This is a genomic window from Streptomyces sp. NPDC043685 (assembly GCF_056436585.1).
Window position 1 is genome coordinate 284,470 of the sequence record NZ_JBWKCH010000008.1, and the last position, 15,565, is coordinate 300,034.

At 70.4% G+C, this 15,565-nt stretch carries 13 protein-coding genes, 1 tRNA gene and 1 pseudogene; 5 read left to right on the plus strand and 10 right to left on the minus strand.

What is annotated here, in order from left to right; all coding sequences use genetic code 11:
* Positions 1-3: 3 nt before the first annotated feature.
* Together AC0665_RS26730 and AC0665_RS26735 are read left to right on the plus strand one after the other, a co-directional pair.
* Complete coding sequence (locus AC0665_RS26730) at positions 4-867, plus strand: ABC transporter ATP-binding protein (protein WP_190897995.1); 864 nt, start codon at positions 4-6, stop codon at positions 865-867.
* A complete protein-coding gene (locus AC0665_RS26735) occupies positions 864-1,580 on the plus strand; it encodes an ABC transporter ATP-binding protein (protein ID WP_468411158.1) in 717 nt (238 codons plus the stop codon). Before AC0665_RS26730 ends, AC0665_RS26735 begins: the two co-directional genes overlap by 4 nt.
* A 72-nt stretch (positions 1,581-1,652) precedes the next feature.
* Here AC0665_RS26735 and AC0665_RS26740 read toward each other — a convergent pair whose 3' ends face one another.
* Positions 1,653-2,309, minus strand: a complete 657-nt coding sequence (locus tag AC0665_RS26740) for a response regulator (RefSeq protein WP_366051191.1) — start codon at positions 2,307-2,309, stop codon at positions 1,653-1,655.
* A gap of 102 nt (positions 2,310-2,411) precedes the next feature.
* Here AC0665_RS26740 and AC0665_RS26745 point away from each other — a divergent pair.
* Positions 2,412-2,486, plus strand: a tRNA-Leu gene (locus AC0665_RS26745).
* A gap of 106 nt (positions 2,487-2,592) precedes the next feature.
* Positions 2,593-3,335: pseudogene (locus AC0665_RS26750) on the plus strand (transcriptional regulator).
* A gap of 5 nt (positions 3,336-3,340) precedes the next feature.
* On the opposite strand, the gene pyk reads toward AC0665_RS26750, so the two are convergent.
* Positions 3,341-4,762, minus strand: a complete 1,422-nt coding sequence (gene pyk, locus AC0665_RS26755; RefSeq protein WP_478705923.1) for a pyruvate kinase — start codon at positions 4,760-4,762, stop codon at positions 3,341-3,343.
* Between the two features lie 165 nt (positions 4,763-4,927).
* On the minus strand, positions 4,928-5,644 hold the full coding sequence (locus AC0665_RS26760) for an SIMPL domain-containing protein (protein ID WP_468411165.1): 717 nt from the start codon (positions 5,642-5,644) through the stop codon (positions 4,928-4,930).
* Positions 5,645-5,806: 162 nt separating this feature from the next.
* Here AC0665_RS26760 and AC0665_RS26765 point away from each other — a divergent pair, with 162 nt between their 5' ends.
* On the plus strand, positions 5,807-7,603 hold the full coding sequence (locus AC0665_RS26765) for a bifunctional metallophosphatase/5'-nucleotidase (protein WP_468637502.1): 1,797 nt from the start codon (positions 5,807-5,809) through the stop codon (positions 7,601-7,603).
* Between the two features lie 13 nt (positions 7,604-7,616).
* Here the strand turns inward: AC0665_RS26765 and AC0665_RS26770 are convergent, their stop codons facing one another.
* From AC0665_RS26770 to AC0665_RS26800, 7 genes are all read right to left on the minus strand, one after another.
* Entirely contained in the window at positions 7,617-9,029 is a 1,413-nt protein-coding gene (locus AC0665_RS26770) for a lysine N(6)-hydroxylase/L-ornithine N(5)-oxygenase family protein (RefSeq protein WP_478607247.1), read from the minus strand.
* The gene (locus tag AC0665_RS26775) at positions 9,026-10,426 is read right to left on the minus strand and encodes a pyridoxal phosphate-dependent decarboxylase family protein (RefSeq protein WP_478607250.1); all 1,401 of its coding nucleotides are present in this window, start codon (positions 10,424-10,426) and stop codon (positions 9,026-9,028) included. The genes AC0665_RS26770 and AC0665_RS26775 overlap by 4 nt, the downstream gene beginning before the upstream one ends.
* Positions 10,427-10,893: 467 nt before the next feature.
* A complete protein-coding gene (locus tag AC0665_RS26780) occupies positions 10,894-11,142 on the minus strand; it encodes a hypothetical protein (protein WP_478705924.1) in 249 nt (82 codons plus the stop codon).
* Positions 11,143-11,460: 318 nt separating this feature from the next.
* The gene (gene pepN, locus AC0665_RS26785; RefSeq protein ID WP_478705925.1) at positions 11,461-13,953 is read right to left on the minus strand and encodes an aminopeptidase N; all 2,493 of its coding nucleotides are present in this window, start codon (positions 13,951-13,953) and stop codon (positions 11,461-11,463) included.
* A 67-nt stretch (positions 13,954-14,020) separates the two neighbouring features.
* Positions 14,021-14,572, minus strand: coding sequence for a response regulator (locus tag AC0665_RS26790; protein WP_478509932.1), 552 nt, complete (start codon positions 14,570-14,572; stop codon positions 14,021-14,023).
* A 136-nt stretch (positions 14,573-14,708) separates the two neighbouring features.
* Entirely contained in the window at positions 14,709-15,047 is a 339-nt protein-coding gene (locus tag AC0665_RS26795) for a chorismate mutase (RefSeq protein WP_363120144.1), read from the minus strand.
* 20 nt (positions 15,048-15,067) lie between these two features.
* Positions 15,068-15,544, minus strand: coding sequence for a GNAT family N-acetyltransferase (locus AC0665_RS26800; RefSeq protein WP_478705926.1), 477 nt, complete (start codon positions 15,542-15,544; stop codon positions 15,068-15,070).
* Positions 15,545-15,565 lie beyond the last annotated feature (21 nt).

Consider the following 15,565-nt stretch of genomic DNA (forward strand, 5'->3'; position numbering starts at 1 on the left):
ATCATGACGACACCAGTACTCGAAGCCCGCGACGTCACGATGCGCTTCGGCGGCCTCACCGCCGTCCGCTCCGTCGACTTCACGGTCAACGCCGGCGAGATCGTCGGCCTCATCGGCCCCAACGGCGCCGGCAAGACCACCTTCTTCAACTGCCTCACCGGCCTGTACGTCCCCACCGAGGGCACCGTCTCCTACAAGGGCACCGTCCTCCCGCCCAAGCCCCACCTGGTCACCCAGGCCGGCATCGCCCGCACCTTCCAGAACATCCGTCTGTTCGCCAACATGACGGTCCTGGAAAACGTCCTCGTCGGACGCCACACCCGCACCAAGGAAGGCCTCTGGTCGGCCCTCCTGCGCGGCCCCGGCTTCAAGAAGGCCGAACGCGCCAGCGAGGAACGCGCCATGGAACTCCTGGAGTTCATCGGCCTCGCCCACAAGCGCGACCACCTCGCCCGCAACCTCCCCTACGGCGAACAGCGCAAGCTCGAGATCGCCCGCGCCATGGCCTCCGAGCCCGGCCTGCTGCTCCTCGACGAGCCCACCGCCGGCATGAACCCCCAGGAGACCAGGGCCACCGAGGAACTCGTCTTCGCCATCCGCGACAAGGGCATCGCCGTCCTCCTCATCGAGCACGACATGCGCTTCGTCTTCAACCTCTCCGACCGCGTCGCCGTCCTCGTCCAGGGCGAAAAGCTCGTCGAAGGCACCGCCGAGGTCGTCCAGGCCGACGAACGCGTCGTCGCCGCCTACCTCGGCGAGCCCTTCGAGGGCGACCCCGGCGAGGCCGAGGCCGCCGAGGTCGAAGCCGCCGAAGCCGCCGCCGACGCGACCAGCACCACCAGCAGCACCAAGGGAGAAGCCAAGTGACCGCACTCCTCGAGGTCGAAGACCTCCGGGTCTCCTACGGCAAGATCGAGGCCGTCAAAGGCATCTCCTTCAGCGTCGAAGCCGGCCAGGTCGTCACCCTGATCGGCACCAACGGCGCAGGCAAGACCACCACCCTGCGCACGCTGTCGGGCCTGCTGAAGCCGACCTCCGGAAAGATCGTCTTCGACGGCAAGCCCCTCAACGGGATCCCCGCCCACAAGATCGTCTCCCTGGGCCTCGCCCACTCCCCCGAAGGCCGGCACATCTTCCCGCGCCTGACGATCTTCGAGAACCTCCAGCTCGGCGCCTTCCTCCGCAAGGACAAGGAAGGCATCGAAAAGGACATCCAGAAGGCGTACGACCTCTTCCCCATCCTCGGCGAACGCCGCAACCAAGCCGCCGGAACCCTCTCGGGCGGTGAGCAGCAGATGCTCGCCATGGGCCGCGCCCTGATGTCCCAGCCCAAGCTCCTCATGCTCGACGAGCCCTCCATGGGCCTCTCCCCGATCATGATGCAGAAGATCATGGCCACGATCTCCGAGCTGAAGTCCCAGGGCACGACGATCCTCCTCGTCGAGCAGAACGCCCAAGCGGCGCTCTCCCTCGCCGACCAGGGCCACGTCATGGAGGTCGGCAACGTCGTCCTCTCCGGGACCGGGCAGGACCTGCTGCACGACGAGTCGGTACGCAAGGCGTACCTGGGCGAGGACTGAGGTCACGCCCGTACGCCAAGAGGCCCGTCGCCCTTCCGGATCGGAAGGGCGACGGGCCTCACGCGTCGGGCCTCAGCCCTTGTTCGCCTTCTTCTCCTCGGCGTCCTGAATAACCGCCTCCGCGACCTGCTGCATCGACATCCGACGGTCCATCGACGTCTTCTGGATCCACCGGAAAGCCGCCGGCTCCGACAGCCCGTACTCCGTCTGCAGAATCGACTTCGCCCGGTCCACCAGCTTGCGCGTCTCCAGCCGGAGCGTGAGGTCGGCGACCTCCTTCTCCAGCTCCTTCAGCTCCGTGAACCGCGAAACGGCCATCTCGATCGCCGGCACCACATCACTCTTGCTGAACGGCTTCACCAGATACGCCATCGCACCGGCGTCCCGGGCCCGCTCCACCAGATCGCGCTGCGAGAACGCGGTCAGCATCAGCACCGGCGCGATGCTCTCCTCCGCGATCTTCTCCGCCGCGGAGATACCGTCCAGCTTCGGCATCTTCACATCGAGAATGACGAGATCGGGCCGGTGCTCACGAGCCAGCTCGACAGCCTGCTCCCCGTCCCCGGCCTCACCGACGACGGTGTACCCCTCCTCCTCCAGCATCTCTTTGAGATCGAGCCGGATCAGCGCCTCGTCCTCGGCGATGACGACCCGCGTCGTCAACGGAGGCACGTGCGACTTGTCCTCTTCAGGCACGTCAACAGGCTGGGGCGACTCGGGGGCACTCACGTGGGCTCCTTGGTAGGGGCAGGCCGGTACTGCTCCCAAGAGCGTACCTAGCTGCGGTATGGTGGTCGGGCAGTGGGTCCGAGTCAACCTTGGATTCACCGGGCCCCGGTAGCCCAATTGGCAGCAGGCAATGGATTCAAAACCCATACAGTGTCGGTTCGAGTCCGACCCGGGGCACTTTTCCTTGGTTTCCAAGGTCACCACTCCAGAGCGGATGTCCACGTTCTCGTGAACATCCGCTTTTTGCTGCACGTCGCCGGGCCCACGCTCCCACAGTGGCTTCATGTACGACGTCAGCACACGCAAGCGAGCACTCGCACTGGTGGCCCAGGGCCGCAGCCTCAACTCGGTGAGCCTCCAGACGGGCGTCTCACGGGCCGCGATCCGCTCCTGGCAGGTCCGCCTCGAGCCGCTCTCCCGCACGGCGCCTCCGGCTCCCGGCCCACCCGCCGATCAGCGCGCATACGCCTATCTGCTCGGCCTGTACCTCGGCGACGGCTGCATCAGCGCCCATCCCAGAACTGGCCACTATCTACGTGTCGCCTGCGCGAACTCCTGGCCCGGCCTGATCGACGCATGCGAAGCCGCTCTGCGCGCCATCAACCCCACCGGACGTTCCCACCGCGTGCAGGCTCGGGGCTACGTTTCCGTGGTCAGCTACAGCAGGCACTGGCCGCTCCTTTTCCCGCAGCACGGTCCCGGCAAGAAGCACGAGCGGCGCATCACGCTGGAGCCCTGGCAGCAGGCCATCGTCGACGCTCACCCCTGGGAATTCATCCGCGGCCTCATCCACTCCGACGGCTGCCGGATCACCAACTGGACGCCCGGCTCGTCGGCGGCGAGCGGAAGCGTTACGAGTATCCGCGGTACCTCTTCACCAATCTCTCGGCCGACATCATCCGCCTCTTCACCGCAGCGCTCGACCAGGTGGGCGTCGAATGGAAGAGGGCGAACACACGCAACATCTCCGTCGCCCGCAAAGCCTCCGTCGCCCTCATGGACGCCCATGTCGGGCCCAAGTACTGACGTGGCTACTCCGCGATGTGATGGACCCGGACCATGTTCGTCGAGCCCGAGACCCCGGGTGGGGAGCCGGCTGTGATGACGACCGTGTCGCCGGGGCGGCAGCGGCCGTAGCGCAGCAGCAGTTCGTCGACCTGGTCGACCATCGCGTCCGTGGAGTCGACGCACGGGCCGAGGAACGTCTCGACGCCCCAGGTGAGGCTGAGCCGGGAGCGGGTGGCCTGGTCGGGGGTGAAGGCGAGGAGGGGGATCGGGGAGCGGTAGCGGGAGAGACGGCGGGCGGTGTCGCCGGACTGGGTGAAGGCGACGAGGAACTTCGCGCCGAGGAAGTCGCCGATCTCCGCCGCCGCGCGGGCTACGGCTCCGCCCTGGGTGCGGGGCTTGTTGCGTTCGGTGAGGGGCGGCAGGCCCTTGGCGAGGATGTCTTCCTCCGCCGCTTCGACGATGCGGGCCATCGTGCGGACCGTCTCGATCGGGTGTTTGCCGACGCTGGTCTCGCCGGAGAGCATCACCGCGTCGGTGCCGTCGATGACGGCGTTGGCGACGTCGGAGGCTTCGGCGCGGGTGGGGCGGGCGTTGTCGATCATCGAGTCGAGCATCTGGGTGGCGACGATGACCGGTTTGGCGTTGCGTTTGGCGAGTTTGATGGCGCGTTTCTGGACGATGGGGACTTGTTCGAGGGGCATTTCGACGCCGAGGTCTCCGCGGGCGACCATGATGCCGTCGAAGGCGGCGACGATGTCGTCGATGTTCTCGACGGCCTGGGGTTTTTCGACTTTGGCGATGACGGGGAGGCGGCGGCCTTCTTCGTCCATGATGCGGTGGACGTCGTGGATGTCGCGGCCGGTGCGGACGAAGGAGAGGGCGATGACGTCGAAGCCGGTGCGCAGGGCCCAGCGGAGGTCGTCCTCGTCCTTTTTGGACAGGGCGGGGACGGAGACGGCGACGCCGGGCAGGTTGAGGCCTTTGTGGTCGGAGATCACGCCGCCTTCGAGGACGGTGGTGTGGACGCGGGGGCCGTCGATCCGGGTGACTTCGAGGCAGACCTTGCCGTCGTCGACGAGGATGCGTTCGCCGGTGGTGACGTCGTCGGCGAGGCCGGCGTAGGTGGTGCCGCACATGTGGCCGTCGCCTTCGGCGCCGTCTTCGACGGTGATGGTGAAGGTGTCGCCGCGTTCGAGGAGTACGGGTCCTTCGGTGAAGTGGCCGAGCCTGATTTTCGGGCCTTGGAGGTCGGCGAGGAGGCCGACGCTGCGGCCGGTCTCGTCGGCGGCCTTGCGGACCCGGTGGTAGCGCTCCTCGTGTTCGGCGTGGGCGCCGTGGCTGAGGTTGAGGCGGGCTACGTCCATTCCGGCGTCGACCAGGTGTTTGATCTGGTCGTACGAGTCGGTGGCGGGTCCAAGGGTGCAGACGATTTTGGCTCGGCGCATGGGACGAGCCTATGAGTTACCGGCTGGTAGAGAATTGGCCGGGCGTGACCACGCAACAGACTTTCCGTGAAGCGTTATTGACAACTGTTGAATGGTGCGCCGGGGCGCTCCGATGAGCATCCCGGGAATTCGGTCCGATATTCGAAACCGGTTCGTGCAAGCGTTTTACAGCTGCGGCGGCACCATGGTGAAGCGGGCGTTGATCTGGGCGTGGACGCGTTGGCGCTGGGGTTCGAGGTCGAGGGGGGCCGGGGTGTCCTCGGGGGCGCCGGCGAAGGCCGCGGAGCGCATGCGCCCGGGGGCCTGGGGGTAGGCCGGCGGGGCGCTCTCGGCGCCGATGTCGGCGAGTTCGACGAGGGCGGAGAGGCTGGTGCCGAGGGCCTCGGCGTATTCGCGGGCCCGCTGGACGGCTTCCCGTACGGCCTTCTTGCGGGCTTCGCGGTGGGCGGGTGAGTCGGGGCGCAGGGCCCACCAGGGGCCGTCGACGCGGGTGAGGTCGAGGTCGGCGAGGCGGGTGGTGAGTTCGCCGAGGGCGGTGAAGTCGGTGAGTTCGGCGGTGACGCGGACGCTGCCGTGGTAGGTGCGGACGCGTTCGCCGCGGCCGTGTTTGGTGAGTTCGGGGGTGATGGAGAAGGCGCCGGTCTCCAGGCGTTCGACGGCGTCGCCGTAGGACTTGACGAGGTCGAGGACGCCGGTGTTGCGGCGGGTGAGGTCGTCGAGGGCGGAGCGGCGGTCGCGTCCGCGGGCGGCGACGGTGATGCCGATGCGGGCGATCTCGGGGTCGACTTCGAGGCGGGCCTCGCCCCGGACGGCGATGCGGGGGGCTTCGGGCGTGCCGTAGGGGACGGCGGGCGGGGTGGCGTCTGGGGTGGCCGCGGTCATACGCCCCACTCTGTCATGTCTGGGCTGGTTGGCTGCCGTGGATCCGGAAGGCCGAGTCACCAGATCGCAACCTGGCGGGTCTGTTGCGGGCCGTCGTGGACGGGTCAGAATCTACGCGCGTTATCTACGCGCGTCGTTCACAGATTCCGCGAGGAGCCAGACATGCCGTTGAACCGCCGGAAGTTCCTGGAGAAGTCCGCCGTGACCGGGGCGGGGGTGGCGCTGGCCTCGGCGGTCGCAGCGCCGGGTGCGCAGGCGGCCGAGGCGAAGCGGGGTGCCAAGCGGTACGCGTTCACCGTGATGGGCACGACGGACCTGCACGGCAACGTCTTCAACTGGGACTACTTCACGGACAAGGAGTTCGACGACAAGGACCACAACGACGTGGGCCTGGCGAAGGTCTCCACGCTCGTCGAGCGGGTCCGTGCGGAGAAGGGCCGCCGCAACACGCTGCTGATCGACGCGGGCGACACCATCCAGGGCACCCAGCTGTCGTACTACTACGCCAAGGTCGACCCGATCACCGCCGAGGGCGGCCCGGTGCACCCGATGGCGCAGGCGATGAACGCCATGGACTACGACGCTGCGGCGCTCGGCAACCACGAGTTCAACTACGGCATCCCGGTGCTGCGGAAGTTCGAGCAGCAGTGCCGTTTCCCGCTGCTGGGCGCGAACGCGCTGGACGCGAAGACGCTGCGGCCGGCGTTCGCGCCGTACAGCATGCACCGGCTGCGCACCCCGCACGGGCGGGATGTGAAGGTGGCGGTGCTGGGGCTGACCAACCCGGGCATCGCGATCTGGGACAAGGCGAACGTGCAGGGCAAGATGACGTTCCCGGGTCTGGAGGAGCAGGCGGCGAAGTGGGTGCCGAAGCTGCGCTCGATGGGTGCGGACGTCGTCATCGTGTCGGCGCACAGCGGCTCGTCGGGCACGTCGTCCTACGGTGACCAGCTGCCCTACATCGAGAACGCGGCCGGTCTGGTGGCCGAGCAGGTGCCGGGCATCGACGCGATCCTGGTGGGGCACGCGCACACCGAGATCCCCGAGTACTTCGTCACGAACAAGAAGACCGGCAAGCAGGTGGTGCTGTCGGAGCCGCTGAAGTGGGGCCAGCGGCTGACGCTGTTCGACTTCGAGCTGGTCTGGGAGAAGGGCTGCTGGAAGGTCGAGAAGGTGGGCGCGAAGGTCCTCAACTCCAACACGGTGGAGGAGGACCCGAAGATCACGAAGCTGCTCGTCGACGAGCACGAGAAGGTCGTGGCGTACGTCAACCAGGTCATCGGCACCAACGCGGCGGAGATGACGTCGGCACAGGCGCCGTACAAGGACGTGCCGATCATCGATCTGATCAACCACATCCAGGCGGACACGGTGAAGCGGGCGCTGGCGGGCACGGAGTACGCCGCCCTGCCGGTGCTGTCGCAGGCTGCGTGTTTCTCGCGCAGCGCCCGGATCCCGGCGGGTGAGGTGACGATCCGGGACGTGGCCGGTCTGTACGTCTTCGAGAACACGCTGGAGGCGCGTCTGATGACGGGCGCGCAGATGAAGGCGTACCTGGAGTTCTCGGCGAACTACTACGTGCAGACGCCGGCCGGGGCGCCGGTGGACCCGGCGAAGCTGACGAACGCGAACGGCACGCCGGACTACAACTACGACGTGGTGAGCGGTCTGACGTACGAGATCGACATCGCGAAGCCGGCCGGGTCGCGGGTGACGAACGTGCGGTTCGGGGGGCAGCCGCTGGCGGACGACGCGAAGTTCGTGTTCGCGGTGAACAACTACCGGGCCAACGGCGGCGGGAACTTCCCGCATGTCGCCGCGGCTCAGGTGCTGTGGTCGAACTCGGAGGAGATCCGCAACACCATGATCGCCTGGGTGAAGGCGAAGGGTTCGATCGATCCGGCCGAGTTCGCCGCGGTGGACTGGAAGCTCACGCGTGAGGGCACGCCCGTCTTCTGAGTCGCGTCCTTCGTCACCTTCGGTCGTCGGCCAGCGGGGTCAGCACCGGTGCCTCGCGGGGCGGCGGGACGTGGGCCCGCTGGGTGAGGCCGAAGGTGGTGAAGGCGGTGCGGGCGGGGAGTGCGTAGGCCTCCCGGCCCGTCAGTGAGTTGAGGACGATCGCGCTGCGCCAGGCGGCCAGTCCGAGGTCGGGGGCGCCGACGCCGTGGGTGTGGGTCTCGGCGTTCTGGACGTGGACGGTGCCGGTGACGGACGGGTCGAGGACGAGCCGGTACTCCTCGTCGACGCGTGGCCGTTCCCGGTTGTCGCGGCGCATGTAGGGGTCGAGTCCGGCGAGGATCCGGTCGAGGGGGCGTTCCCGGTAGCCGGTGGCGAGGACGACGGCGTCGGTGGTGAGGCGGGAGCGGCTGTCCTGCCGGCCGTGTTCCAGGTGCAGTTCCACCTTGGTCGTGGCGACGCGGCCGGCGGTGCGGACGCGGACGCCGGGGGTGAGGACGGCGTCGGGCCAGCCGCCGTGCAGGGTGCGGCGGTAGAGCTCGTCGTGGATGGCGGCGACTGTGGCGGCGTCGATGCCCTTGTGCAGTTGCCACTGGCTTTCGACCAGCCGGTCGCGGGTGGATTCGGGCAGGGCGTGGAAGTAGCGGGTGTGGTCGGGGGTGAAGTGTTCCAGGCCGAGCTTGGAGTACTCCATGGGGGCGAAGGCCTCGGTGCGGCCCAGCCAGTGCAGTTTCTCGTTTCCGGCCGGCCGGTGGCGGAGCAGGTCGAGGAAGACCTCGGCGCCTGACTGTCCGATGCCCACGACGGTGACGTGCTCGGCGGCGAGCAGGGCGGCGCGGTGGTCGAGGTAGTCGGCGGCGTGCACGACGGGCACGCCGGGGGCTTCGACGAGGGGTTTGAGCGGGTCGGGGACGTAGGGCTCGGTGCCGATGCCGAGGACGACGTTGCGTGTGTAGGTCCGGCCGAGGGCTTCGGCTTCTCCGTCGGCGTCGAGGTGGGTGAAGTCGACCTCGAAGAGGTCGCGTTCGGGGTTCCAGCGGACGGCGTCGACCTGGTGGCCGAAGTGGAGGCCGGGGAGGTTCTCGCTGACCCAGCGGCAGTAGGCGTCGTACTCGGCGCGCTGGATGTGGAAGTGCTCGGTGAAGTAGAAGGGGAAGAGCCGCTCGCGGGACCTGAGGTAGTTGAGGAAGGTCCAGGGGCTGGTGGGGTCGGCGAGGGTGACCAGGTCGGCGAGGAAGGGGACCTGGAGGGTGGCGCCGTCGATGAGCAGGCCGGAGTGCCAGCGGAAGGCGGGGCGCTGTTCGTAGAAGACGGTGTCGAGGTCGTCGAGGGGGTGGGCGAGCGCGGCGAGGGAGAGGTTGGCGGGGCCGATTCCGATGCCGACGAGGTCGTGGGGGGCGTCGGGGCCGGGGGTGGGGGCGGGGTTCATCGGGGGGTGTGTCCTTCCACGAGGGTGGCTCGGCTCGCTGCCGCGAGGTGCAGCAGGGCGGCCAGGTCGTCGGGCCCGGTGGCGGGGTTGAGGAGGGTGGCCTTGAGCCAGAGCCGGCCGTCGAGGCGGGCCCGGCCGAGGACGGCGCGGCCGGTGGTGAGCAGGGCGCGGCGTACGGCGGCGACGGTGGTGTCGGTGGCGCCCGCGGGCCGGAACAGCACGGTGCTGATGGCGGGCGGGGTGTGCAGTTCGAAGCGGGGGTCCTGGTCGACGAGGGTGGCGAACGCTCGGGCGTGGGCGCAGACCTGGTCGACGAGTGCGCCGAGCCCGTGGCGGCCGAGGGTTTTGAGGGTGACGGCGAGTTTGAGGACGTCGGGGCGGCGGGTGGTGCGCAGGGACCGGCCGAGCAGGTCGGGCAGTCCGGCTTCGGTGTCGTCGGTGGCGTTGAGGTAGTCGGCGCGTTGGTCCAGGGCGGTGAGGTCGTGGGCGTCCCGGACGGCGAGGAGGCCTGCGGCGACCGGCTGCCAGCCGAGTTTGTGCAGGTCGAGGGTGACGGTGTGGGCGGCGTCGAGGCCGGTGAGCCGGGTGCGGTGCCGGTCGCTGAAGAGGAGGCCTCCGCCGTAGGCGGCGTCGATGTGCAGCCGGGTGCCGTGGGCCGCGCAGCGGGCGGCGATGTCGGGCAGTGGGTCGATGAGTCCGGCGTCGGTGGTGCCGGCGGTGGCGGCGACGAGCAGCGGGCCGGGCAGGGTGGTCAGGGTGTCGTCGAGGGCGTGGGGGTCGAGTGTCCCGCGCGGGGCGGGCAGGACGACGGGGTCGGGCAGTCCGAGCAGCCAGGCGGCGCGGGGCAGTGAGTGGTGGGCGTTGGCGCCGCAGACGAGCCGGAGGGATCGGCCGTGGGTCTCGCGGGCGAGGAGCAGGGCGAGTTGGTTGGATTCGGTGCCGCCGGTGGTGATGAGGGAGTCGGCGGTGCCGGGTGCGGTGGGTCCGTAGATCTCCCGGGCCAGTGCCGCGGTGGTCAGCCGCTCCAGTTCCGACGCCCCGGGGGCCTGGTCCCAGGAGTCGAGGGAGGGGTTGAGGGCCGAGGCCGCGAGGTCGGCCGCCGCGGCGACGGCGAGCGGGGGGCAGTGGAGGTGGGCGGCGCACAGGGGGTGGGCCGGGTCGGCTGCGGTCTCGGCGAAGGCGTGGACGAGGGTGTGGACGGCGTGCGGGTCGCCCTGTTCGGGGAGGATCTCGCCCACCGCCTGACGGGTGCGGGCGGCGACCGCCTCCGGTCCGCCGGCGGGGAGCGGTCCGCTTCGCGCCCGGGCGCCGCTGGCCAGCGCGTCGAGGACGGTGTCGAGCAGCGGCCGCAGGGCGTGGGGGCCTTCGGGTCCTGAGGCGAGGGGCGGGTTGCTCATGGGGCTGTCCTCCGGGGCGCGGGGCGACGCGCCCGAAGAGCCCAACGATCGAACCCGGGTGGAGGTACCTCCGTGGCGGAAAACCGGCCGGTGCCGCGGCCTCGGGGCTGCCGCGGAGGCGCCTGTGTGGTTCTCGGGCCAGGCTGCGGGGGGGGGCGCCGGGTTGCCGTTGACCTCCCGGACCTTGCTGATGATCCGGTGTGGTGCGGTGCGGGGGTGGCGGCGAGGGCGTTCCGGCGCGTGCCGCCGGGCCTTGGGGGGCCGTCCGGCCGGGCCGGTTCGGTGCAGCCTGGACAGCGACCGGGGGGGCGTGGATCGCGGTGTCCTTGCCCGGCGTCGCTGACCGTTCCGGATCCGGCGGGGTGAGGCGGTGGCGGTGCCTTCGTACGCCGCCGTGGACGGGCTCGTTCGGCGACGGGGGCGAAGCCGTCCTCGGGGACCCGGGCATGGCCGTCCCCGTGACGGGCTCAGTCGACGACCGCGGCGATGCCGACCTCGGGACGGGCATGGCCGTCCCCGTGACGGGCTCGTTCCACGACGGCGGCGGTGCCGTCCTGGTGGGCCGGGCGTGGACCGCGCGTCGGCGAAGGCCCCGCGGTCGGTGTCGCCGACGCGATCCGCATGGCCCGCCGAGAGGCGTGGGTGGCGAAGGCGCCCCTCCGCGCACCGGGTTCGGCCGCCCTGCCCGAAGGGTTGAGCACCGTGGGAAGGCTCACCGTGATCGCTGTGGTGGAGCTGCCGGCCGACGGGCACGGGCCGCCGTCGACAGGCCGAGGTGTGCTCGCCGCCCGCCTGGACGTACAGGACCAGCGGGGTGGCGCCCTGGGGGAGGGCCGGTCGCCGTACCGTCTCGGCTCGGGCGGACAGGAGGGCCGTTGCGGGGCGCGGGGTCGGTGCCCGCGCGGGCCGGCCCGGCGGTGACGAGGCGTTCGAGCAGGGCGCGGTCGGCCGATGTCGCCGGTGGCGCGCGGGCGGTCGGTCCGCCGCATCGGCGGAAGGGACCGGCCGCCCTCGCGGCTCCTACGGCGGCGGTCTCAGTTCTCCCCGATCCCCTGGACCCGCAACGCCCGTGCCAGGTCGTCCAGTTGGTCGACCAGTTTGCGGCGCAGCGCGGGGGTGGGGTCGGCGTCGCGCAGACATGCCTCGCCGAGGCGGAGGGTGTCGGTGTCGACGGCGTGCGTGGGGAAGGCGTCGCGGCCGACGGCCACGGCGATGGCGGGGCCGCGGCGTTCGGCGACGGCGACCGCGTCGGTGTAGTAGCGCTCGACGTACGGGCGTACCAGGTCGGCCTGTTCGGGCTGCCAGAAGCCGCGGGCGGTGGCGGTGAAGAGGTAGTTGGACAGGTCGTCGGAGCCGAACATGGCGTCCCAGGCGCGGGCCTTGGCCTTGGGGTCGGGCAGGGCGGCACGGCAGCGGGCGGCGCCCTCCTGGCCGGTGGCGCTCGGGTCGCGTTCCAGTTCGGCGGCGATGGCGGCCTCGTCGGTCGCGTCGAGGGCGGCGAGCCGGGCGAGCACGCGCCAGCGCAGCTCGGGGTCGAGCTCCGGGCCGCCGGGGACGGTGCCGTCGGCGAGCCAGGCGGCGATGGTGTCGGGGTGGGCGGCCACGTCGATGCGGTGGCGCACGGCGATCAGGCGCAGGCCGGGGTTGTCGCCGTCCTCGGTGCGGCGGATGAGGTCGCGGCACAGTTCGGAGAGGGTGGCGAGGGCGGCGGGCCGCTGCTCGGGCGTGAGGTAGCGGTCGGTGATGTGGGTGGAGGCGAAGGCGAGCACGCCGTGGACGATGGCGAGGTCCGTCTCCAGCGGCAGGTGGGTCCTGGCGGTCTCCAGGTAGGCGGTGGGGGCGAGTTCGCCGTCGCGGACGGCGTCGCGCAGGGCGTTCCAGACGACCGCGCGGGTGAGCGGTTCGGGCAGGCCGGACAGCTCCTTGCGGACGGTTTCGAAGGACTCGGGGTCGAAGCGGACCTTGGCGTAGCTGAGGTCGCCGTCGTTGAGGAGGAGCAGGGCCGGCCGCTTGCCGATGGGGTGGGCGTCGGTCTGCGGGAGGTCGAGGTGGAGGCGTTCGCGCAGGACGAGCTGGCCGCCGTCGTCGCCGAGGTCCCGGTCGTAGAGGCCGGCGGCGATGCGGTGCGGGCGGCTGCCGGCGCGGTCGACGGTGAGGGCGCAGGTGCCGTGCTCGCCGGGGGCGATGCGCGGGGTGAGGGTGTCGACGCCGGTGGTGCGCAGCCAGGCGTCGGCCCAGGCGTGGACGTCGCGGTCGGTGGCGCCGGCGAGGTTGTCGATGAAGTCGGCGAGGGTGGCGTTGGCGAACTTGTGCCGGGCGAAGTGGGCGTTGATGCCGGCGAGGAAGTCTTTCTCGCCGAGCCAGGCGACCAGTTGGCGCAGTGCGCTGGCGCCCTTGGCGTAGGAGATGCCGTCGAAGTTGAGCAGTGCGGAGGCGGTGTCGTCGACGGCCTCGGGGGCGACGGGGTGGGTGGAGGGGCGCTGGTCGGCGTCGTAGCCCCAGGACTTGCGGGTGACGCCGAAGTCGGTCCAGGTGTCGGTGAACCGGGTGGCTTCGGTGAGGGTCTGGTAGCCCATGTACTCGGCGAAGGACTCGTTCAGCCAGATGTCGTCCCACCACTTGAGGGTGACGAGGTCGCCGAACCACATGTGGGCCATCTCGTGGGCGATGACCATGGCGCGGGTCTGGCGTTCGGTGTCGGTGACGGCGGAGCGGTAGACGAACTCGTCGCGGAAGGTGACCAGGCCGGGGTTCTCCATGGCGCCGGCGTTGAACTCGGGGACGAAGGCCTGGTCGTAGGAGTCGAACGGGTAGGGCTCGTCGAACTTCTCGTGGTAGCGGTCGAAGCAGGCGCGCGTGATGTCGAGGAGTTCGTCGCAGTCGGCGTCCAGGTAGGGGGCCAGGGAGCGGCGGCAGTGCAGTCCGAAGGGCAGGCCTCGGTGCTCGGTGCGCACGGAGTGCCAGGGGCCGGCGGCGAGGGCGACCAGGTAGGTGGAGATGCGCGGTGTGGGGGCCGCGTTCCATACGCCGTCGGCCAGTTCGGTGATGCCGTTGGCGAGGACGGTCCAGCCCTCGGGGGCGCGGACGGACAGTTCGAAGACGGCCTTCAGGTCGGGCTGGTCGAAGGCGGCGAAGACCCGCTGGACGTCCTCCATGAACAGCTGGGTGTAGACGTAGGTCTCGCCGTCGGTGGGGTCGGTGAAGCGGTGCATGCCCTCACCGGTGCGGGAGTAGCGCATGCGGGCGTCCACGCGCAGTTCGTGCTCGCCGGCGGTCAGGTGCGGCAGGGCGAGCCGGTTGCCGTCCAGGGCCTCGGGGTCCAGGGGGTGTCCGTCGAGGGTGACGGAGCGCAGCTCGGCGGGCTTGAGCTCGACGAAGGTGTCCCCGTCCACGCGGGCAGCGAACCTGATCAGGGTGCGGGAGTCGAAGGTCTCGTCTCCGCCGGTCAGATCGAGTTCGATGGTGTAGCGGTGGACGTCGAGGAGCTCTGCTCGGGTCTGCGCTTCGTCGCGCGTCAGTACGGACATGCGAGACATGCTGCCTGATGGTGTCGGCAAGGCACAGAGGCGGATCGGTACGTGCCCAATGTCCGTTCTAGGTGCGGTCCTTTTCGAGCTCCCCGGCGTGCGCCCCCATGGGTCGCTGGGTGGGTACGCGCGCGTCGGGATGGGGCAGTGCGGGGCGCGGGGGGTGTGCGGCGGCCTCGGTGTGCTCCCGCACGAGGGCGCGCAGACGGTGTGCCTCGCGCTCCAGGGCGAGGTGGCGCCGGTGGGTGTCGAAGAGGTAGCGGACCTTGGTGCGCAGGGCCCAGGGGTCGACGGGCTTCAGCACGAGGTCGGCGACGCCGAGTTCGAAGGCGGTGGTGGTCAGTTCGTGGTCGGCGCCGAAGCCGGTGAGCAGGATCACGGGGATGTGCTGGGTCTGTTCGACGCGCCGCATGTAGCGCACGACCTCCAGCCCGCCGACGCCCGGCATGCGCACGTCGAGCAGGAGCAGGCCGACTTGGCCGCGCAGCACCTGTTTGAGTGCCTCGTCGCCGCTGGTGGCCCGGCTCAGCTGGTAGCCCAGTGGGGCCAGGGCGCTTTCCAGCGCGTACAGCGTGTCCTCATGGTCGTCGACGATGAGGATCCTGGTATCCGACGGCATGACCCGACGCCCCTCCCCTTGTGGAGGACCAGAGTAGTCCGGGACGCTGACGCGCAGTGCTCGTCAGCTGACATGCTGTGCTCGGTGCAGCATGCCTCCGGCGGGTGGCCGTGTCACTCCCCCGGGGCGTGAGGGGTCAGGTGGAGCCGTTGAGCGCCTCGTCGGCGATGCGCTCGTGGTGGCGGATGACCTCACCCACGATGAAGTTCAGGAACTTCTCGGCGAAGGCCGGGTCCAGCTTGGCGTTCTCGGCGAGGGCGCGCAGCCGGGCGATCTGGCGGGCTTCCCGGGCCGGGTCGGCGGGCGGCAGCTGGTGCTCGGCTTTGAGGTGGCCGACCTGCTGCGTGCACTTGAAGCGCTCGGCGAGCATGTGGACGACGGCCGCGTCGATGTTGTCGATGCTGTCGCGCAGGCGGGCGAGCTCGGCGCGGACGGCGGGGTCGACGTCGTGGGAGCCGGTGTTGCTGGTGGTCATGGGGCGTCAGCCTACGGGGATCACGCCGGGTGGCCGCCGGCCGTCTCATCCTTCGGCGGTGAGAGGCGCTTGTGGAAGTGGATGTCCTCGTGGCCGCCGGGGACGCCCTGGATGCGGGCCCGTTCGCGGAAGCCGAGCCTCGGGTAGAAGCGGGGTGCCTGGAAGCTGTACGTGGAGACGATCATGTCGGTGCAGCCGCGCCGGGCGGCCTCCGCCTCCGCCGCGCGCATGAGCCGGCCGCCCCAGCCGCAGTGCCGCTGGTCCTCGCGGACCCAGAGCATGTCCACGGAGCACAGGGTGCCCCAGGTCCAGGCGGTGAGCCCGCCGACCAGGTCGCCGGCCTCGTCGGTGACGCGGACGGAGAGGGGCTCGGTGACGGCCCCGTCGGCGGCGGCGGTGTTGAAGGCGGTCAGTTCCTCGTCGAGCCGTTTGTCGAGGTCGTCGTCCGCGCCGCCCACCCGGAGCGATGCGGCGACGGGGTGCTGTTCGCTGGTCACGGCCCGGATTCTGCCGTCGGG